Source organism: Brucella sp. IR068 (genome assembly GCF_049065885.1).
Taxonomy (GTDB): Bacteria; Pseudomonadota; Alphaproteobacteria; order Rhizobiales; family Rhizobiaceae; genus Brucella; species Brucella intermedia.
Map to the genome: position 1 here is coordinate 42,333 of NZ_JBAKHE010000007.1, position 21,490 is coordinate 63,822.

Genomic DNA, 21,490 nt, shown 5'->3' on the forward strand with positions numbered 1-21,490 from the left:
GACTGCTCTAACTGGCCGCATGCACCACGGCGTATTCCTGTTTTGAGCGAGTTACAAAATGGCTATTCAGAATTTCGACGTCACCACAAATCCGGCCAATGGAGCCCCGCGCGTTGCAAAGCTGCGCGCGAAGATGGCCGAGCTTGGCCTCGACGGTTTTCTGGTTCCTCGCGCCGATGAGCATCAGGGCGAATATGTCCCGCCCCATGCGCAGCGTCTTGCCTGGCTGACCGGCTTCACCGGATCGGCAGGTGCTGCGCTCATCCTCAAGAACAGCGCCTATGTGTTCGTGGATGGACGCTACGAATTGCAGGTTCGCGCCCAGACCGACCCAAAGGTCTTTTCCTATGAAAGCCTCGTCACCAACCCACCGGCTTCCTGGCTGGCGGAGAACGGCAAGGGTCTGAATATCGGCTTCGACCCGTGGCTTCACACCATTTCGGAAGCCCGCGCTTTGCGCGAGGCGCTCGAAAACCAGGGTGGTCAACTGGTTCCAGTCGAAATCAACCTTGTCAACGCCATTTGGGACGACCAGCCCGGCGTGCCTGCGGCGGAAGTCACGATCCAGCCAGCCCGTTTCGCAGGTCATGAGGCGGAGGACAAAATCAGGGAAATGCAGACGGCCGTTGCCGCTAGTGGCGCCAGCGCGACTGTCCTCACCGATCCGTCCTCGGTCGCGTGGGTGTTCAATATTCGCGGCAAGGACGTTTCCAACACGCCGCTTCCGCTCAGCTTTGCCATCATTCCCGCGCAAGGCGAGCCAGAGCTTTTTATTGATGAACGCAAGCTTGCCATCGAACCGCGTGCCTATCTGACGCAGCTTACCAGGCTCGCAGCACCTGCCGATCTGGAGGGGCATCTCAGTGCTCGCGCGGTCAAAGGCGAAGCCATCCTTCTCGATCCCGCTCTTGCTGCCGAAAAACTCCGCCTTATCGTCGACAGTTCAGGCGGTAGCGTGATCGAAGGGAAGGATCCAGCCCGTATTCCTCGCGCCATCAAGAACAAGGCTGAGCTTGATGGCTCGCGCGCAGCACATGAGCGCGACGGTGTGGCGATGGTCAATTTCCTTTCCTGGATCGACGCCCAGAAGCCCGGTACGGTCGATGAAATCAGCGCGGCCCGAAAGTTGGAAGAATCGCGTGCCGATGCCGGGCGAGATTTCCAGATGCCGCTGGAAGACATATCCTTCGACACGATCTCCGGTGCGGGGCCAAATGGTGCGATCATCCATTACCGCGTCAACACCGATACCAACAGGACGCTCGAAGACGGTGAGCTTTATCTGGTCGATTCCGGCGCGCAATATCGCGATGGCACCACCGACATCACCCGCACCGTGCCCATCGGCAGCGTGTCGCCGGAGACGATCAAGGCCTTCACGCTCGTGCTGAAAGGGGTGATCGCGATCACCACCGCCCGTTTCCCGAAAGGCACGCGCGGCCAGGATATCGACGTTCTGGCCCGCATCGCACTGTGGAAGCATGGTTTCGACTACGCGCACGGAACCGGCCATGGCGTCGGCTCCTACCTGTCGGTCCATGAAGGTCCGCAGAGCATTTCGAAGAAGGGCGCGCAGGAGTTGCTGCCGGGCATGATCCTTTCCAATGAGCCGGGTTATTACAAACCGGGTTCATTCGGCATCCGCATCGAAAACCTCATCATCGTCACCGAACCGGAAGTGCCCGAAGGGGGCGACATTCCGATGATGGGCTTCGAGACACTGACTTTCTGCCCCATCGACCGGCGCTTGATCGACAAGTCGCTGTTCACGCAGGAGGAAATAGACTGGCTGAACAGCTATCACGCCCGCGTGCGCGAGAAGCTCTCCGGCCATCTCAAGGACGCTGAACGCAAATGGCTTGAAGCGGCCACCGCGCCGCTTTAATAGCACTTTCACGCAGCAAAATGGCGTAGCACTATCAGGAGCGCTACGCCCGCAAAGAACATTGTCATCATGCTGAGCCGCAGCGAGAGCACGATACACACCGCCAACACGAGCAGTTCCCGCCAGCCGTGATCTGAAGCGGGTGCGGCCACAATGGCCGTCAGAACAGCCGCAGGCACAGCGTTGAGCGCCGCTTCCACCCGATAATGCACATGGCTGAAGCGTGACAGGACCAGATGCCCGCCGATGCGGGTAAGATAGGTACAGAGCGCACTTGCAAGAATGATCCAGATCGTGGTGGACATTTATGCCTCCCCTTCGCGTGGTTTTGCGATAATCGCCGCCAGCGCAATTCCGCCAAGCGCGCCCAGCGAAACATGCCACGGAGACCCCACGAATTTGTAGGCTGCGACCGCAGAAATCGCACTGGCTATAACGACAGGCAGCCAGTTCTGGCGATGGCGGAAACTCATGACCATGCCGAGAAAATAGATTGGCAAAAGAAAGTCGATGCCGAAGGCATAGGGGTTGGTAATCAGATTGCCAAACAATCCACCGATAAGCGCTTCCAGAACCCAGGTCAGATAGAAGGTGAGCCCGAGGGCCATGTACCAGGCGAAGGTGACCGGCTTGCCGGCTTCCGCACGCTGTTCGACTTCCGCATACTGGATGTCCACCAGAACGAAAAAAGCCAGCGCCTTTTGCCATAGCTTGAAGTGACGGATGCGGCGACCTGTCGTCGCCGAATAGAGCACGTGCCGGAAATTGACCGCGAAGATCGACATGACGATCATCCACGGCGCAATATTCTGGCTGAAGAGATCGAGCCCCACCATCTGACTGGCACCGGCATAGATGATCGCGCTCATGAACACCGCTTCGGAAAGCGACAAGCCGTTATCGACAGCCAGCGCGCCGAACAGCAAGCCAAATGGCGCTCCTGCGACGACAAGCGGAAGTCCACGCCGGACACCGTCAACAATATCGGCGCGCGCTGAAGCCCTTCCGGGCCGAAAAGTCTGATTCACGAATACTTACTCCTCCGAATGAAGAGTAGTTATGAAATTCTGCTGCCCGTTGGAATATGATTTCCCAAAAAATCATACTATTAAACGGCGATGCCGCATTTGGGCATCACTCATAAATCCCGCTGATGCATTCATGAATGATCATGATTGTTGTGGAACAGTCTTTTCGATTTTGTGCATCCAGTCCACCAGTGGACGAGCCCGTTCGGTGAAATCGACAAGACGATCCGCCAGATCGGCACGGGTAATCGTTTCAGGATCGATTTCCATCCGCACCGAGTAATGCCGATTGCGGATGGCTTCCAGCAGATCGTCGTCGGTGACGGCTTCAAAACCTCGCGGCGTTCGTTTCAGCCGGTCGTAGTCGCTGATCTTCAAACCGTTTTTCTTGAGTTTCGCGACCATGGCGCGGAATTCTTCCGGCTTCTCGACGATAGAGTTGCGTATGGCTTGGAGCAGTTCTTTCTTCGGTCCCCACCACGCGACACAGGCGTAGCTGTCGCGCACACCCGGCAAGCCGATGCAGACATAGAAGCATCCGCTCTCGTCCCATTTCGTGCCCGATTGCGACAGCAATGCGGACAGATGACGATTATAGGGAGCCTTATCCTTTGAAAACCGCGTGTCACGCTTGATACGGAACTGCGATTTCACCCGGTCGCCCTTGAACGGCAGACCGGCCTTTTCGAACCGGCTCGTCAGTTCCTCGACAAGATCGCCAAGCGGCTCCTTCAATTGCTGCTCGAAAAGTTCCTTGTTCTCCACGAACCATTCGCGGTTCTGGTGAAAATCCAGAGCTTTCAGAAACGGGATCGCTTTCTCGCCAAAACCGTTGAACGGGGCCATTATTCTTCTCCGACCAGCTTGAACCAGGCATCTTCGTTGATGACTTCGATGCCAAGCTCCGATGCCTTCGCAAGCTTGGAGCCCGCACCCGGTCCAGCCACCACAAGATCGGTCTTCTTCGATACCGATCCGGCGGTCTTTGCCCCATAGCGTTCTGCCATGGCCTTGGCCTCATCGCGCGACATACGCTCCAGACTGCCCGTAAACACCACCGTCTTGCCTTCCACCGGCGAACCGGTGGCAACGCGCGCCGCCTCATCAAGCGGCGTCACTTCCGCCAGAAGAGCCGTCAGCACTTCGCGGTTATGCGGCTCGGCATAAAAATCCACGACCGCCTCGGCAACAATGGAACCAATGCCCTCTACCGCGATCAGGTCCTGCCAGACTTCATTACCTTTGTCTGTACGGTCGCCTTCTTTCGGCGGGACGGCTTCCAGTGCAGCTTTTTCAAACGCGGCATAAGACAGATAGGCTCGGGCGAAGCGTTTGGCATTGACTTCGCCGACATGACGGATGCCGAGGCCGAACAGAAAGCGGTTGAGCGCAATCTCGCGCCGGTCGTTGATTGCATCGTAAAGCTTCTTCACGGAAGTCGCGCCGAAGCCTTCGATGTTCTCAAGCTTCTTGAGCGAACCCGCCTGCCGCTTTTGCAGCGTAAAGATATCCGCAGGCGATTTGATCTTCAGGCTGTCGTCCTCGGCGTGGAAGAAGAACTCAACCTGCTTTTCGCCAAGACCTTCGATATCGAAGGCATTGCGCGATACGAAATGGCGAATGCGCTCGACCGCCTGCGCCGCACAGGTCAGGCCACCGGTACAGCGGTAGACCGCCTCGCCTTCCTCACGCACCGCGTGGCTCCCGCAGACCGGGCATTCATGCGGGAAATGGAACGGCACGGCATCGACCGGACGCTTCTCCAGTACAACATCGACAATCTGCGGGATAACGTCACCTGCGCGCTGCACAATGACCGTATCGCCAAGGCGAATGTCATGCTCGTCCGCGCGGATACGCTCCCCCTTGAGACCGATGCCCTTGATATAATCTTCGTTGTGCAGCGTCGCATTGGTGACGACCACCCCGCCGACCGTGATCGGCTCCAGTCGCGCCACCGGTGTCAGCGCGCCGGTTCGCCCGACCTGAATGTCGATATCGCGCAGGATCGTCGTCGCCTGTTCTGCCGGAAACTTGTGCGCAATGGCCCATCGCGGGCTGCGCGAGCGGAAACCAAGCCGCGTCTGCAGATCGAGCCGGTCGACCTTGTAGACCACGCCGTCGATATCATAGTCCAGCGTCGGTCGTTCGAGCCCAATGGCACGGTAATGCGCAAGCAATTCGTCCCCCCCGTGAAGCCGCTTTGTCAGCGGATTGACCGGGAATCCCCACTCGCGAAACATCTCGACCATGCCCATCTGCGTGTCGGCGGGCATGTCCGACATTTCACCCCAGGCATAAGCGAAGAACTTCAGCTTTCGGCTCGCCGTCACCTTGGCGTCCAGTTGGCGTAACGAACCCGCTGCCGTGTTGCGCGGGTTCACATAGGTCTGCTTGCCTTCAGCGGCCATCTGCTCATTGAGCGCGAGGAAATCGCTCTTGGCCATATAGACCTCGCCGCGCACTTCCACCACGGACGGCGCTCCAGCCGGTAGCCTGTTCGGGATTTCGGCAATGGTGCGGATATTCGCGGTCACATTCTCACCGGTCGTGCCGTCGCCGCGTGTTGCGCCGCTGACCAGAACTCCGTTCTCGTAACGGATCGACATGGAAAGGCCGTCGATCTTCGGCTCGGCGGTAAAAGCGATGGAATTATCCGGCAACTGCCCCAGAAATCGGTAGACGCTGCCGACAAAATCACGCACGTCCTCATCCGAAAACGCGTTGCCGAGCGAAAGCATCGGGCGCGCATGGACAATCGGGGCGAATTTGGAAACCGGCGCAGTGCCGACCCGCAAGGACGGGCTATCTGTCCGCACCAGATGCGGAAAGCGCGCTTCGATTGCATCGTTGCGCCGCTTCAGCGCGTCATATTCCGCATCTGAAATTTCCGGCCGGTCATTGGCATGATAAAGCTCATCATGATGCGCAATCTCACGCGCCAGCCGCTCCAGTTCGGAAACGGCTTCAGGCTCGGTCAGTTTTTCGACGGGAATATCGGTCATAGGCGAAGCAAAACCTGCTGATTCAGTTTCGCCCAACATAAACAAGAAATATGATTACGCCTACGAAAACAGCGAGGTGCACAATGACTGCTGACAGGCTTTTAAATGGCCAGCGCGCTATTTTCGGCAAGCAGACGCTCCGCCGCCGCGCGCGCTTCATCGGTGATGCTGGCGCCGGCGAGCATACGGGCAATCTCTTCCTGCCGCTCGTCCACCCCGATGGATCGAATCGAAGTCGCCATCCGGTCTTCGTTGGTCGCCGACTTGGCGATCAGGAAATGGGTGGAGGCACGCGCCGCCACCTGCGGCGCATGCGTAACCGAAAGCACCTGCACACGGCCCGAAAGCCGTGCAAGGCGCTGGCCGATCGCATCCGCCACAGCGCCGCCCACGCCGGTATCGATTTCATCGAATACGAGCGTCGGAGCAGAACCGCGATCGGCAAGCGCCACTTTCAGCGCCAGCAGGAAGCGCGAAAGCTCGCCACCCGAAGCGACCTTCATCATGGGCCCTGCCCGCGTGCCCGGATTTGTGCGCACCCAATATTCCACCGTATCGATGCCTTCCGCCGCGCGGGCTTCCGGATCGGTCGTCATTTCGACGATGAACTCGGCGCGCTCGAGCTTGAGCGCAGGCAATTCGGCCATCACAGCGGCCTTCAGATGTTCTGCGGTTTCCTTGCGCGAAGCGGAGAGCTTGGCGGCAGCCATATCATAGGCCGCACGCATTTCGCTCGCCTGGCCTTCAAGCTGGACGAGCTTTTCCGCCCCGGCATCGAGGTCGGCAAGATCGGCATCCATCTTGTCACGCAGCGCGGGCAAGCCTTCCACGGCAACGGAATATTTGCGCGCGGCAGCACGCAGCGCAAAAAGCCGTTCCTCGACCTGTTCCAGTACGCGGGGATCGAAATCGATTTCGCGCATGGCATGATCGATGCCGTCCTGCGCAAGAGCCAGGCTGTTGAGCGCTTCGTCGATTGCCTTGCAAACCGGTTCCAGCAGATGCGGCGCTTCCGGAATTTTGCGCTCCAGCCGACGCACAAGGCTTGCAAGCGACGGCACGGGAGACCCCTGTCCCGACAGCAATTCGCCAGCTTCGTTCACGTCACCGGCGATTTTTTCGGATTTCATCATGATCGCGCGACGTTCAGCGAGTTCTTCCTCTTCGCCGGGTTGCGGATCGAGCTTCGTCAGTTCTTCGACCGAAGAGCGCAGATAGTCGCCTTCTCGCTCGGCCTGTTCGACGCGGGCGCGGTGTTTGGAAAGTGCGGTTTCTGCGTCGCGCCAAGCCTTGTGACGCTCACGAACCACCGCGGCCTCTTGTTCGAGACCACCGAAGGCATCCAGCAATGTACGATGAAGATCGGTATCGATCAGGGCGCGGTCGTCGTGCTGGCCGTGAATTTCCACCAGCTTGCGCCCAAGGTCGCGAAGGAGCGCGACGCTCGCCGCCTGATCATTAATGAAGACGCGCGTGCGGCCATCGCCCATCTGCAGGCGGCGCAGGATGATGTCGCCATCATCGTCAAAACCGTTTTCGCGCAGAAAATTCCGGGCAGGATGTCCGCCCGGCACATCGAATACCGCCGTCACCTGCCCCTGATCGGCGCCATGACGCACCAGTGAGGCGTCGCCGCGCGCGCCCAGAGCCAGTGAAAGCGAATCAAGCAGGATGGACTTGCCCGCCCCGGTTTCACCGGTAAGCACGGACAAGCCCGTCTTGAACTCGATGTCGAGCCTTTCAATCAGAACAATATCGCGGATCGACAGGTGCGACAGCATGTGAGATTCAGCTTATGAGCCGCCGCCGGTGATGAGCGCCGAAGCCTTGGCCAGCCACGAATTGCCATTCTCGCGCGGCTGAAGACCGCCGCTCTGCAGGAGCTTGTAGCTGTCCTTGTACCACTGGCTGTCCGGATAGTTCTTGCCGAGAACCGACGCGGCCATCTGGGCTTCCGAGGTCAGGCCAAGCGCATAATAGGCTTCGACAAGACGGGCGAGTGCTTCTTCCACCTGACGGGTGTTGGAATATTCTTCCACCACGCCGCGGAAGCGCTTGATGGCTGCCAGATATTCCTTGCGTTCCAGATAGTAACGGCCGACCTGCATTTCCTTGCCTGCAAGCTGGTCGCGGGCGAAGCGGATCTTGGCCTTGGCGTCATCCGTATATTCGGAATCCGGGAAGCGATCGACCACTTCCTGCATCGCGGCGATCGCGCGGCGGCTTGCGGCCTGGTCGCGGGTCACGTCCGGAATCTGGCGGAAGTAGGAAAGACCAATGATGTAATAGGCATAGGCCGATTCCGGCGAAGTCGGGTAAAGCGTGTTGTAACGCTTCGCCATCGAGATCGCTTCTTCGTAATTGCCCTTGCGGTAGTTGGTGAAGGCAGCCATCACGAGCGACTTGCGCGCCCATTCCGTGTAGGGATGCTGGCGGTCGACGGCTGCGAATTTCTTCGCGGCTTCATCGAGGCGACCTGCATCCAGATTGGCGAGACCTTCATTGTAGAGCTTGTCGGCAGGATCGATCGTCTCGACATATTTGGTGAGATCGATGTCGTCGTCCTTGCTGGCACAACCGGCGAGCGGGATAAGAACGGCGATAGCGCTAGTAAGCAGCGCGGTTTTCGTCACACCCTTGAATTTGAAACTCGTCATGCGGTCTCCGGCCTTCTGGCAGCGTCATTCCTGTTTGGAGTTGCGTGCTTCTAGCACTGCACGGCTGCTCCATCCATACAAAACATTCAGCTCCAGCCAATGTAAGAACATTGCTGACGCTGTTTTGGCCGTCCATAAACCACATGCAGGCGAAATCGGCAATCGTCTAGTAGCCCGAATCCGCCGGACGGCACGTCGAAACCCGTAACCAGTGTGAATTGTCCCCGGTATTGACCACCCGCATGGGTAGATACTCCCCGATCAATCCACCGCGGAAACGGCGCACCGACTCAATTGCGAGGGGAACCGGCGAACACGGCCCAATTAAGGCCATGTGCCGATACCCACTCATTTCATGCTATAAATCAAAGCGCCCAGGGAGCAGCGATATTCGGCTTCACGGCAACGAAATCGGAGGCTCTTGAATTCTTGCGGACACCCGAAGCTTCGACAATATCGAATGCCGACTTGTCCGACAGCAACGCCTTCACGGTTTCCGCATTCAGCCGGTGGCCGCTGCGATAGGAGCGGAAGCAACCGATGAACGGCAGGCCTGCCAAGGCCAGATCGCCAACGGCATCGAGCGTCTTGTGACGGACGAACTCGTCCTTGAAACGCAAACCACCGGGATTGATGACCGAATTATCGTCACCGATGACGAGCGAATTGTCGAGCGACGAACCAAGCGCATGGCCGGAAGCCCAGAGGCGCTCCACGTCCTTCATGAAACCGAAAGTGCGTGCGGTGGAAAGCTCCTTGCGAAAGGTTGCCTCATCCACATCGTCCGCGAATTTCTGCCGGCCGATCAGCGGGCACTCGAAGTCGATCTCGACCTCAAATCGCGTGCCGGCGAAGGGGCGAAACTCACCCCAGGAGCCGCCAGCCTCGACGCGGACCGTTTTCAAAATGCGGATAAAGCGGCGCTTCGCTTCCTGCGTGACGATACCCGCTTCATCGAAAGCCTCGATAAAACGCGCAGAGGTACCATCAAGAATGGGAACTTCAGGGCCATCGACTTCCACGACAAGGTTGTCAATCCCGAGAGCGGCGATTGCCGCCATGAGATGCTCCACCGTGTCGATCTTGGACTCTTTCGGCCCGAGAGACGTACAAAGGTCCGTCGCACCGATCTGCGAGACATGGGCGCGCACTTCGGGCGCCTTGCCCTTCAGGTCGGAGCGCTGGAATACGATGCCGGTGTCGGCATCCGCCGGGAAGAATGTCGCCGAAGCAGGAGCTCCGCCATGAACGCCGACGCCTGAAAGCGTAACCGCACGACCAATTGTCTTTTGATAAGCGCTCAAGACAGTTCCAATCTGCTGAATATAATGAGTGCAGGTCGCCCAAAAGGAATTTCAACGACCGATTTCGCAATTCTTGGGTCTATATGGATAGATATAGCTAAAATTGCGACAGGAAATACGCAAGGGTGTACAAAACTCCGCCGCCCGAACCATACCCGTTTCGATCAAGATAATAATTCGCGCGGCCTGAACAAAATCACGCTTTCTTACGAACGTGCTGTTTCTGTTTACAGAAACGAAAAGCCGCGGAGTTACCCGCGGCTTTCATATTCATTGCCAGAAATGGCTCAGTTCGACTGGCGGCGCAGGAAGGCCGGGATTTCGAGCTGGTCTTCTTCCGAAGCTGCGCGCGGCTGCGGGCGGCCCTGATCGTCAAGCTGGCCGCGACGCGGTGCATAGATCGACGAATCCTGCTGTGGAGCGCGGCGTTCAGCCGGGCGCATGCCGGGTTCGCGGTGCTGAGCCGGTTCCAGACGGGCCGCAGGCTGATCGTCCTCACGACGCGACAGACCGTGGGTCAGACGCTTCAAGAGGCTCATCGGACCGCGCGGCTCTTCCTGTACAGGCTGCTGCGGAGCGCGACGGGCATTGATTTCAGCCTGTGCAACCGGCGGGAAATCCGAAACGGCTGGCATGCGCGGAGCAGGACGCGGTTCACGAACCGGCTGTTCATGCATCTGCGGCTGCTGATAGGCCGGCTGCTGCACGGCCTGTGCCTGATGGGCAGCCGGAGCCTGCGGCATCGGCGCACGGGCAACCGGAGCGCGTTCGAAGGATTCCGGTGCCGGAGCCTGGAAGATGCGGCTCTGCGGGCGGAATTCCGGCTCTGCCGAAGCGGCAGGTGCAGCCGGTGCGGCGGGAATTTCAGCTTCAGCAGACTGGATCGCCTGGGCAATCGGATCAACCTGACGCGGCTGTTCAACGACCGGAGGACGCAGTGCGCCATGCGGAGCCATCGGCTTTGCCTGTGCGGTCTGCTTTACCGGCTGGCGAAATTCCAGCGGCGCAGGCGCCGCGTCTCCTAACTGCTTATCAATACCGGTAGCGACGACAGACACGCGGATGACGCCTTCGAGGCCTTCGTCGAAGGTCGCGCCAAGAATGATGTTCGCATCCGGATCGACTTCTTCGCGAATACGCGTCGCGGCTTCGTCCACTTCGAACAGGGTCATGTCGCGACCGCCGGTGATCGAGATCAGGAGACCCTTCGCACCGCGCATCGAGGTTTCGTCGAGCAGCGGGTTGGCGATTGCAGCTTCGGCAGCAGCCATCGCGCGGCCTTCGCCGGACGCTTCGCCCGTACCCATCATTGCCTTGCCCATTTCGCGCATCACCGAGCGAACGTCGGCGAAGTCGAGATTGATCAGGCCTTCCTTGACCATCAGGTCGGTGATGCAGGCAACGCCCGAATAGAGCACCTGGTCAGCCATTGCGAAAGCATCGGCGAAGGTAGTCTTGTCATTGGCGATGCGGAAAAGATTCTGGTTCGGAATGACGATGAGCGTATCGACATTCTTCTGCAGTTCTTCGATGCCGAGATCGGCGGTCTTCATGCGGCGTGCGCCTTCGAAATGGAAAGGCTTGGTCACGACGCCGACGGTGAGAATACCGCGTTCACGAGCAGCACGCGCCACGACCGGAGCAGCACCGGTACCGGTGCCGCCGCCCATGCCTGCCGTCACGAAGCACATGTGGGTGCCGTTCAGATGATCGACGATTTCGTCGATGCATTCTTCAGCAGCCGCACGGCCAACCTCTGGCTGGGAACCAGCACCAAGACCCTCTGTAACGGCAGCGCCGAGCTGGATCATGCGTTCGGACTTCGACATCGTCAAAGCCTGAGCGTCGGTGTTGGCCACGACAAAATCCACGCCGCGCAAGCCGGCATTGATCATATTGTTGACCGCATTGCCACCGCCGCCGCCGACACCGAATACGGTGATGCGGGGCTTCAGCTCGGTGATATCCGGCTTTTGCAGATTGATAGTCATAGGTCCTTGTTCCTCTTAAGCCTTACCACCGCTTCGCCGCCGCGGTGTGGATTGGTTGTTACCCAGATGGTCACGCCCCAATAAGTCGACACGCTAATTCAACACGCTATTTCAACAGCTTACACAATACTGGATACTCAGAAACTCTCTTTCAGCCATTGGCTGACACGTTGAATGCGCCCACCCGTACCGGTCATGAGACCGGAGGAAGCCGCTTTCACCGACCGTTCTTCTATCCCGGCCACCTGCGGGTAAATCAGAAGTCCAACGGTCGCGGCGAAAGCCGCCCCCTTAGCCGCCTCAGGCAATCCCGCTATTCCTAGAGGACGCCCGATTCGTACATTTCTTGCAAGGATTCGTCTGGCAGCCTCCGGCATTCCCGGCAGCTGGCTTGCGCCCCCCGTCAGAACCACGCGCTTGCCGACGATATGTCCGAGGCCGGACTGGTTGAGTCTGTCGCGCACCAGTTCCAGCGTCTCTTCCACTCTCGCACGGATAATCCGCGTCAGTACCGAGCGCGGATATTGATTGGGTACATCACGCTCATCGTCACCGATCGGCGGAACCGAGATGAGGTCGCGGTCATCGGCAGCGCTTGGCAGCGCAGAGCCGTACATGACCTTGAGGCGTTCGGCGTCTTCCATACGGGTGGAGAAGCCGCGCGCCACATCCATCGTAACGTGCGTGCCGCCGATGGCCACTGCATCGGCGTGAATGAACTTGCCTTCGGAGAAGACGGAAATCGTCGTCGTGCCGCCGCCCATATCGATGCAGGCCGCGCCCATTTCAGCCTCGTCGCCGACCAGAGCCGCAAGACCGCTGGCATAAGGCGTTGCAACGATGGCTTCCACCGACAGATGGCAACGATTGATGCAAAGCTCCAGATTGCGCAGCGGCGCAGCATCGGCTGTCAGCACATGCATGTCGACACCGAGACTGTCGCCGAGCATTCCAAGCGGATCGCGAATGCCGCGCTCACCGTCGAGCGTATAGCCGACGGGCAGCGAATGGACGAGGTGACGTTCAGCGGCCAGCGCCTGCTTTGCGCCCGCCGCCAGAACGCGGCGAATATCCGTCTGCTCCACTTCATGGCCGCCCAGATTGACGCTTGCCGTGAAGGTTTCGCTCTTGAGGCGACCAGCGGAAATATTGACGATAAGGCTATCGACGGTCAGGCCGGCCATGCGCTCTGCGGCGTCGACCGCAAGACGGATCGACTGTTCAGCCGCATCCAGATCGATGATGACGCCCGACTTGACGCCGCGCGAACGCTGATGGCCGATGCCCAGCACTTCCATGCGGTGCGTGCGGCCTGGCAGCAGTGCGCCGCCCTCATGCGGACGCAACCTCGCGATGACGCAGGAAACCTTGCTCGACCCGACATCCAGAACCGTTAACAGGCGCACCTTGCGCCCTGCAGTCCCGCCTTGTGATGTCCCCTTGCCGCCCAGAATACTCATACGCGTTTCCCCGTGCGGGATAGTTCTTTTTTACGCTCTGCCAGAAATTTCTGGCGCTGCTCCATGCCGCTTGCCGTCAGCTGCACCGTCACGCGATCTTCGAGACGAAGATCGACCGCAGCGATATCGCGCGACAGAAGATGCTGCTCCTGATCAAGCTTCTCGACATGCGCCAGCGCCTTCAGCGGATCAGTCTCCGGAAGCATGATGCGCACGCCATTATCCAGAAGCAGGTCCCAGCGACGGTCGCCGACCCGGACGTAAGCGCGAACCTTTCCGGCCAGCGCCGGATAGGCGGCAATCTCATCGACGAAGCCCTTGACCTTTTTTTCTGCGCCTTCACCCACCACGAGAGGCAGCGAATTGTAACGGCCCGGACGAAACGGAACGATGGTGTCGCCCGCAGCGTCGATCAAGGACAGATCCTTGTCGTTCTGCCAGATGGCAAACGCCTTGCGCTCGCGCAGCGACACGAGAACGGTGCCGGGATAAACCTTGCGGACTTCCGCGCTTTCAACCCAGGGCAGCTTGTCGATGGACTGGCGTGCCTCTTCGGCGCTCAGGCCGACAAGGGACGTCTCGCCGTCGAGATCGAGCTGACCAAGAATATCGATGTCGGAGGTCTCGTTGTTGCCGACAACCTTCACATCCTCGATTGCAAAACCAAGCGTGGATGCTGTTGCCTTGACGACCTCGGGCGTATGACCGCCGACGGCCATGCCATAGAGACCGGTCGCACCGAGGAAGCCCAGCATACCGACGGTGCCAGCATGGCGCGGAATATTGACATTGCCCTGAAACAGGCGGACGGCAAAGCGGAACGGCTTGCGCAGGAAGCGGGGCAGGACAAAAGCGGCACCCATCGCACCCGATGCATCCCGCATCGAGCCCGAGCGCCCGTATCCGTCCGATTTTCCGTTCAACGCAAACAAGACGCGTCCTCCACCATCCAACTCAACAATTCACCGAAAGAGATACCAGCCGCTCTGGCGATATCAGGCACGAGCGAGGTGGAAGTCATCCCCGGCTGGGTATTGATTTCCAGCCAGATAACTTCGCCATCTTCGGAGAAACGATCATCGAAACGGAAGTCTGACCGGCTTACGCCCCGACACCCGATTGCCCGATGCGCCGTAAGGGCCATTGTTTGTATTTTTTGGTAAATATTTGGTAAAATTTTCGCCGGGCACACGTGAGTTGATGCGCCTGCAACATATTTTGAATCATAATCGTAGAACTGATGCCCGACGGGAATGATCTCGCACACGTCCATGGCGCGATCACCCATAACGGAACAGGTCAACTCGCGACCGGGAATGTATTTTTCGACCAGAACCTCAGCACCGTAATTCCACTCGGCAGAGCTGATGATTTGCGGCGGATGGGCCTGATCCTCCTTGACGATCACAACGCCAAAGCTGGAACCTTCACGCACCGGCTTGACCACGTAAGGCGGCTTCATCGGATGCTCGGCGCCGATCTCGAAACGATTGAGCAGAAGCGAAGGAGCAACGGCAACGCCAGCGGCGGCGGCAACCTTCTTGGCGCGATCCTTGTCCATGGCCAGCGCCGAAGCGAGAACGCCCGAATGCGTGTAGGGAATCTGGAGATATTCGAGAACGCCCTGGATAGCGCCATCCTCACCGAACGGCCCATGCAGCGCGTTGAAAACAACATCAGGCTTCAGCTCGGCAAGAACGGTGGCAACATTGCGATCCACGTCAATACGCGTCACGCGATAGCCGCACTCTTCGAGGGTCGCAGCACAAGACGCTCCGGAGGACAAGCTTACCGGACGCTCCGAAGAGAAACCGCCCATCAAAACGGCAACGTGCTTTCCCGTCATGTTAGCATCCCCTCTGCGCAATCCCCTGCGCATCAATTAAACAGAATCCGAGCAACCCAGCAGCACAGGCCGCAGGCACCCGCGGCAGGAAAATCCTGCCGAATCAAATCACTGTGTGGTTAACCCTAAAGAATCAGAGGATTGATTCCGTGACAAGACCCTATAGGAAGGGACGAACCTTACGTGTCGCTTGCGAAGGCAAAAAAGCCCGGAATATCAGGTAGAAAATCCGGGCAACTTTTTTATCAAAATTTTCCAAGAAACTCTTCAACCGGCTCGCCATCGCGGAACAAACCAAGACGTTTGATTTCCCAATGAAGGCGAATACCCGAATTTTCAAAAACTCGGGCGCGAACCGTTTCGCCCAAAGTCTCCAGATCATGCCCCGTTGCGGTGCCTGTATTGATCATGAAATTGCAGTGCATCTCTGACATTTGCGCGCCGCCGACCCGCAAACCGCGGCAGCCTGCCTTGTCGATTTCCTTCCAGGCCGATGTGCCTTCCGGATTCTTGAAGGTCGAACCGCCTGTCTTTTCGCGCACCGGCTGCACCGTCTCGCGGTGATGCTGCACCTCGTCCATGGCCTGCCTGATTGCGTCGCGCTCGCCCGCAATCCCCTCAAACAGGACGGAGGTAAAAATCAAGTCTGGCGAAGCCGAGGAATGCCGATAGGCGTAGCCCATATCCGTATTGGAAAGCACCTGCACCTCGCCCTTGCGGTCAAGCGCGCGCACTTCCACGACGCGCTCGCGCGTTTCCACGCCGTTCGCGCCCGCATTCATGCGCAGCGCGCCACCTATGCCGCCGGGGATGCCATGGTAGAAATGAAATCCGGCAAGCCCTGCATCCAGCGCCGCCGCAGCCACACGCTTGTCAGGCGTTGCCGCCCCTGCCCGCAATTGCGTGTCGGAAACCTGCTCGACTTCGCCGAAACCCTTGGCCGAGAGCCGCACGACAAAGCCGGGAACGCCGCCATCGCGCACCAAAAGGTTGGAGCCGATGCCCACAACGAGGATCGGAATCTCTTCGGGCACCGCCTTCAGAAAAGCGGAAAGGTCTTCCTCGTCAGCGGGCTGGAAAAGGACTTGCGCCGGTCCGCCAGCGCGAAACCAGGTAATCTTGTCCATGCCGGCATCCGCTGTCAGCCTGCCGCGCAGGCCCGACAACTTGCCGTCGAGCTTTTTCAGAAGCGTCTCGCCGCTTTCCATCTTACTTCTTGCCCTGTTCAGCCAGTTCTTTCGGCAATGCGTAGGCCCACTGCGTTATGTTGCCTGCACCGAGGCACACCACGAAGTCGCCCGGCTCCGCAATCGACGCGACCAATGGCGCCAGCGCCTCCGGGCCGTTCGCATAACGCGCATCGCGATGACCTGCGGTCTTGATGCGCGATACCAGTGTCTCGGAATTGACGCCTTCGATCGGGTCTTCGCCTGCCGTATAGACCGGCGCCACGATGACCGTATCGGCATCGTTGAAACATGCCGCAAATTCATCGAACAGGCTTGCCAGACGCGTGAAACGGTGCGGCTGGACGATGGCGATCACACGGCCTTTGGCGGCTTCACGGGCTGCTTTCAGCACCGCGCGGATTTCAACCGGGTGATGGCCATAATCATCGAATATCTCGACGCCGTTCCATGTGCCGGTATGGGTGAAGCGGCGCTTCACACCGCCGAAAGAGCCGAGACCACGACGAATATCGTCGGCGGAGATACCGAGTTCATGCGCAACCGCAATTGCCGCCGTCGCGTTAGATACGTTGTGCTGGCCCGGCATAGGCAGGCGCAGATCCTTGATCTCGGTCGCCTCGCCCTTGCGCGAGCGGATCACGACATCGAACAGGCTCGCAGCACCGTCCATGCGGTGATTGACGAAACGCACTTCCGCCTGCGGGTTCTGACCGTAGGTGATGATGCGGCGATCCTCGATGCGGCTCACCAGAGCCTGCACTTCCGGATGATCGAGGCACATCACGCCGAAACCATAGAATGGCACATTTTCCACGAACTGGCGGAAAGCGGCGCGCACGGCATCGAAATTGCCGTAGTGGTCGAGATGCTCCGGATCGATATTGGTGACAACCGCAATGTCGGCTGGCAGCTTCAGAAACGTGCCGTCGCTTTCGTCCGCTTCCACGACCATCCAGTCACCATCGCCCATGCGGGCATTGGTGCCATAGGCGTTAATGATGCCGCCATTGATGACGGTCGGATCGAGGTGCCCGGCATCTAGCAATGCCGCAACCATCGAGGTCGTGGTCGTCTTGCCGTGAGTTCCGCCAATCGCAACCGCATGCCGGAAGCGCATCAGTTCGGCCAGCATTTCCGCGCGGCGCACGATGGGGAGCAGTTTTTCGCGTGCGGCGATCAGTTCGGGATTGTTCTTCTTGATCGCGGTCGAAACGACGACGACTTCAGCATCGCCAATGTTTTCGGCCTTGTGGCCGACAAAGACCTCAATGCCTTTTTCGCGCAGGCGCTGCACATTGGCGCTGTCGGACTGGTCCGAGCCCTGTACCTTGTAGCCCAGATTATGCAGCACTTCGGCAATACCACTCATGCCGATGCCGCCAATTCCGATGAAATGGACGAGCCCGATATTCAGCGGCATTTTCATGGCCGAGTTCCTTCTTTGAATTCCTGAACAGATTTACCCGCTGCAATAGCCTCTGCCAGATCGGCAAGCAACCGCGCAGCATCCGGCTTGCCAACGCTTTTCGCAGCTTTTGCTTGTGCTTCGAGGCGCTGTGGCTCATTCATCGCAGCCTGGAGTATCCCCGCCAGGCGTTCCGGCGACAATTCCGACTGGCGAACGACCTCGCCGCCGCCCACTGCCGCGAGCGCTGCCGCATTCGCTGCCTGATCGTGATCCAGCGCATGCGGAAACGGCACCAGCATGGCCGGGCGACCGATGACCGTGATCTCGGAAACGGTGGAAGCCCCGGAACGTGAAATCACGAATTGGGCATCGGCCATGCGTGCCGGCATGTCGTTGAAGAACGGCGCCACGTCCGCCGGAATGCCAAGCTTCTTGTAAGCATCCCGCACCGCGGCTTCGTCTTCCTTGCGGGACTGCTGGGTGATCAGCAACCGCGCGCGATCTTTTTCCGGCAGCAAGGCCACGGCAGCGGGAATAGCGGTCGAAAAGAACTGCGCGCCCTGGCTGCCGCCAAAAACCAGCAGGCGAAAACGTTCTTCCGCCTTGACCGGCTTGTAAGGCGTTCCGGCTGCAACCAGCACAGGCGGACGCACCGGATTGCCGGTCGTGACCGTCTTCTCGGCATGGATGCCACCTGTTTCAGGCAAAAAGCCACCGGCGATGGCTTTCACCCGGCCCGCAAGGCCCTTATTGGCGCGGCCCATAACAGCGTTCTGCTCGTGGACCATGGTCGGAATGTTCATGTTGCTGGCGGCATAAAGCGGCGGCAGCGTCGGATAGCCGCCAAAGCCCGCAACCAGTTTTGGCTTCAGCCGACGGAACAATTTGCGGCAATCGAGATTGCCCTGCCACAGCGACCAGAACGTCTTCAGGAGCGCAATCGGGTTGCGTCCTGCGATCGTCGCCGAACGAATGACATGAACATGGTCTTCCGCGAAGGCGCCAGCGAAACGCTGCGCGCGCGCATCGGTCGCCAGATGGACGTCCCAACCGCGCGCCTTCAGTTCATGTGCCAGCGCTTCCGCCGGAAACAGATGGCCGCCCGTTCCCCCGGCGGCCAGTACGATTACGCCTTTCCCCATATTCCCCTCACAAAGCCGGAATGCGCCTGTTCACATCGGCGCCCATGCTGACCGTATGGGTCATGCGGGCTTCCGGACGGCGGCGTGTCAATGCCAGAAGAATGCCCATCGTGATGGCGATGGCGATGAGCGAGGATCCGCCATAAGAAATGAACGGCAGGGTCATGCCCTTTGCAGGCATAAGATGCAGGTTCACCGCCATGTTGATGATCGACTGGAAGCCGAACAGGATGACAATCCCCGAGACGGCCAGACGCGTAAACGCATCGCGTTCGCGCAGCGCGATGGAAAGGCCACGCACGACGATGAACGCGAACAGCAGCATGATGACCATGCACAGGATGATGCCGTATTCTTCCGCCGCGACCGAGAAAATGAAGTCGGTGTGGCTATCCGGAATGATGCGCTTCACGGTGCCTTCGCCCGGCCCCTGTCCAAACCAGCCACCGCGCAGGATCGCCTCGCGACCGGCATCGACCTGGAACGTGTCGCCCTCGCCCGTCATGAAGCGATTGATACGTCCGGCGACGTGATCGAACATGAAATAGGCCGAAATGCCGCCACAAACCGCAAGACCGCCAAGAACCAGAATCCAGAACATCGGCAGGCCCGCAAGGAAGAACATCGCGCCCCATGTGCCGGTGGTCAGCATCGTTTGACCAAGATCTGGCTGAAGCACGAGCAGGGCCGCAACGGTGCCGAACAGCAGCATGGCGAGAAAATTGCCGGGCATTTCGCCGCCGCGCTCACGTTCCGAGAACAGCCAGGCGCAAACCACCACGAAGGCGGGCTTCATGAATTCCGATGGCTGGATGGATATGCCCGCCAGGTTGACCCAGCGCCGAGCACCCTTCACTTCGATGCCGAAGAACAGTGCCGCGACCATCAGGACGAGCGAAATGCCGAGCAGGATCAGGGCAAAGCGCCTGATCTGGCGCGGCGAGAAAAACGACACGCCGATCATGACGACGACCGCCGGAAGCATGAAGAAAATCTGTCGTTCGACAAAATGAAAACTGTCCAGCCCGATGCGCGACGCGACGGCAGGACTTGCGGCGAATGACAACAAAATGCCAAGCCCCATCAGGGCCAGACATGCAGCGAGGAAGAAGCGGTCTATTGTCCACCACCAGTTGGCGACAGGACCGCGATCGACACGGCTTACCATCAGCTTTCCCCTCCTATCCGCTCGACACCCGGAAGTGCGAGAACAGCGCTGCGGAATGCATCGCCGCGTTTTTCAAAGTTCTGAAACTGGTCGAAGCTCGCGCAGGCAGGCGACAGCAGCACGACCGGCTCGGGAGCCGCATCGTTGCCGGCATCCCGGGCAGCGTGTTCAACGGCGACCGCAAGCGTGTCGGAAATTTCGAACGGCGCCGCATCGCCAAGCGTTGCCGCAAACTGCGCGGCGGCTTCGCCGATCAGATAGGCCTTGGCAATCCGTGGGAAGAACCCGGCCAGCGAAGCAATTCCCCCAGCTTTCGGCACGCCACCTGCAATCCAGTAGATGTTCTGCGGGAACGAAGACAATGCCGGAGCCGTCGCTTCCGCATTGGTCGCCTTGGAATCGTTGACGAACAGGACTTTCCCGCGATGTCCGACCTGTTCCATACGGTGAGCGAGGCCAGGAAAGCTTTTCAGACCGGCGTGGATTTCTTCAAGGCTCAGGCCCACGGACAGGCAGGCGGCAATCGCCGCAAGTGCATTCTGCGCATTATGCGCGCCGCGCAGCGAGCCGATACCTTCAAGAGAAGCGATTTCATCGACTTCTCCATCCTGTGCCCAGAGCAGTTTCGCACCGTCAGCAAAATAGCCCTTGCCGAGTTGTTTTTCCTTGGAAATCCGCACGACATGCACGCCGTCACGATAAAGCCGGTCGGCAATGGCTTCGCAATATTGATCGTCGACCCCGACAATGGCCGTGTCGCTTGCCGCGACCAACCGTTCCTTGATCGCCGCATAGTTTTCCATCGATCCATGACGGTCGAGATGGTCCGGTGTCAGATTGAGCAGGATGCCTGCGGTCGGGTTCAGCGAAGGCGCCAGATCGATCTGGTAGGATGAACATTCAACCACGTAAAAGCGGTTCGCCTGCGGCGGCTCTAGCGTGAGGATTGCTGTGCCGATATTGCCGCCGAGCTGCATGTCGCGACCGGAAGCCTTGATGATATGGGCGATCAGGGCGGTCGTCGTCGACTTGCCATTGGTGCCTGTAATGGCAATGAACGGGCAATCGGGAGCAATGTGGTTCCGCTCGCGAACGAACAGCTCCACGTCTCCGATAATCTCGACCCCGGCAGCATGAGCCAGATCGACGGTCCAGTGCGGCTTCGGATGGGTCAGCGGGACACCCGGCGAAAGCACGAAAGCCGCAAACTGCGACCAGTCCGCCTGCCGCAGGTCGCCCGTGGCAATGCCCGCGCTCTGTGCACGGGCAACGCTGTCGGGATTGTCGTCCCAGGCAATGACCTTTGCGCCTCCACCAAGAATGGCCTTGGCGGTCGCGATGCCCGACCCGCCCAGTCCGAAAAGGGCGACCGTCTTGTCCTTGAGGGCGGTGATCGGGATCATGGC

17 protein-coding genes are annotated in these 21,490 nt (G+C 59.2%); 1 reads left to right on the forward strand and 16 read right to left on the reverse strand.

The genetic code is table 11. The features are described from left to right. The first annotated feature begins 58 nt into the window (after positions 1-58). Entirely contained in the window at positions 59-1,885 is a 1,827-nt protein-coding gene (locus ACOWVS_RS13290) for an aminopeptidase P family protein (protein ID WP_021586870.1), read from the forward strand. A gap of 8 nt (positions 1,886-1,893) precedes the next feature. Here the strand turns inward: ACOWVS_RS13290 and ACOWVS_RS13295 are convergent, their stop codons facing one another. From ACOWVS_RS13295 to murD, 16 genes are all read right to left on the reverse strand, one after another. Beyond that, complete coding sequence (locus ACOWVS_RS13295) at positions 1,894-2,190, reverse strand: AzlD family protein (protein WP_021586871.1); 297 nt, start codon at positions 2,188-2,190, stop codon at positions 1,894-1,896. Next, a complete protein-coding gene (locus ACOWVS_RS13300) occupies positions 2,191-2,913 on the reverse strand; it encodes an AzlC family ABC transporter permease (protein ID WP_021586872.1) in 723 nt (240 codons plus the stop codon). A gap of 141 nt (positions 2,914-3,054) precedes the next feature. Then, complete coding sequence (locus ACOWVS_RS13305; RefSeq protein WP_021586873.1) at positions 3,055-3,759, reverse strand: DUF2461 domain-containing protein; 705 nt, start codon at positions 3,757-3,759, stop codon at positions 3,055-3,057. Then, entirely contained in the window at positions 3,759-5,918 is a 2,160-nt protein-coding gene (gene ligA / locus ACOWVS_RS13310; protein ID WP_025090504.1) for an NAD-dependent DNA ligase LigA, read from the reverse strand. The genes ACOWVS_RS13305 and ligA overlap by 1 nt, the downstream gene beginning before the upstream one ends. A gap of 101 nt (positions 5,919-6,019) precedes the next feature. Next, positions 6,020-7,699 (reverse strand): DNA repair protein RecN, encoded by a 1,680-nt coding sequence (gene recN, locus ACOWVS_RS13315; RefSeq protein WP_021586875.1) that lies wholly within the window; start codon positions 7,697-7,699, stop codon positions 6,020-6,022. 12 nt (positions 7,700-7,711) lie between these two features. Then, positions 7,712-8,575, reverse strand: coding sequence for an outer membrane protein assembly factor BamD (locus tag ACOWVS_RS13320; protein ID WP_021586876.1), 864 nt, complete (start codon positions 8,573-8,575; stop codon positions 7,712-7,714). 365 nt (positions 8,576-8,940) lie between these two features. Continuing rightward, positions 8,941-9,879, reverse strand: a complete 939-nt coding sequence (gene lpxC / locus ACOWVS_RS13325) for a UDP-3-O-acyl-N-acetylglucosamine deacetylase (RefSeq protein ID WP_021586877.1) — start codon at positions 9,877-9,879, stop codon at positions 8,941-8,943. Between the two features lie 287 nt (positions 9,880-10,166). After that, positions 10,167-11,870, reverse strand: coding sequence for a cell division protein FtsZ (gene ftsZ / locus ACOWVS_RS13330; RefSeq protein ID WP_006467215.1), 1,704 nt, complete (start codon positions 11,868-11,870; stop codon positions 10,167-10,169). Between the two features lie 137 nt (positions 11,871-12,007). Continuing rightward, positions 12,008-13,330 (reverse strand): cell division protein FtsA, encoded by a 1,323-nt coding sequence (ftsA, locus tag ACOWVS_RS13335; protein ID WP_006467216.1) that lies wholly within the window; start codon positions 13,328-13,330, stop codon positions 12,008-12,010. Further along, the gene (locus ACOWVS_RS13340) at positions 13,327-14,262 is read right to left on the reverse strand and encodes a cell division protein FtsQ/DivIB (protein ID WP_025090505.1); all 936 of its coding nucleotides are present in this window, start codon (positions 14,260-14,262) and stop codon (positions 13,327-13,329) included. The genes ftsA and ACOWVS_RS13340 overlap by 4 nt, the downstream gene beginning before the upstream one ends. Further along, positions 14,250-15,176 (reverse strand): D-alanine--D-alanine ligase, encoded by a 927-nt coding sequence (locus ACOWVS_RS13345; RefSeq protein WP_025090506.1) that lies wholly within the window; start codon positions 15,174-15,176, stop codon positions 14,250-14,252. The genes ACOWVS_RS13340 and ACOWVS_RS13345 overlap by 13 nt, the downstream gene beginning before the upstream one ends. Before the next feature lie 245 nt (positions 15,177-15,421). Beyond that, the gene (gene murB / locus ACOWVS_RS13350) at positions 15,422-16,384 is read right to left on the reverse strand and encodes a UDP-N-acetylmuramate dehydrogenase (protein WP_021586880.1); all 963 of its coding nucleotides are present in this window, start codon (positions 16,382-16,384) and stop codon (positions 15,422-15,424) included. Between the two features lies 1 nt (position 16,385). Next, the gene (gene murC, locus ACOWVS_RS13355; RefSeq protein ID WP_006467220.1) at positions 16,386-17,792 is read right to left on the reverse strand and encodes a UDP-N-acetylmuramate--L-alanine ligase; all 1,407 of its coding nucleotides are present in this window, start codon (positions 17,790-17,792) and stop codon (positions 16,386-16,388) included. Continuing rightward, entirely contained in the window at positions 17,789-18,916 is a 1,128-nt protein-coding gene (gene murG, locus ACOWVS_RS13360; RefSeq protein WP_021586881.1) for an undecaprenyldiphospho-muramoylpentapeptide beta-N-acetylglucosaminyltransferase, read from the reverse strand. The genes murC and murG overlap by 4 nt, the downstream gene beginning before the upstream one ends. A gap of 7 nt (positions 18,917-18,923) precedes the next feature. Continuing rightward, complete coding sequence (ftsW, locus tag ACOWVS_RS13365; RefSeq protein WP_006467222.1) at positions 18,924-20,084, reverse strand: putative lipid II flippase FtsW; 1,161 nt, start codon at positions 20,082-20,084, stop codon at positions 18,924-18,926. Further along, complete coding sequence (gene murD / locus ACOWVS_RS13370; protein WP_021586882.1) at positions 20,084-21,487, reverse strand: UDP-N-acetylmuramoyl-L-alanine--D-glutamate ligase; 1,404 nt, start codon at positions 21,485-21,487, stop codon at positions 20,084-20,086. Before murD ends, ftsW begins: the two co-directional genes overlap by 1 nt. Between the last annotated feature and the right edge of the window lie 3 nt (positions 21,488-21,490).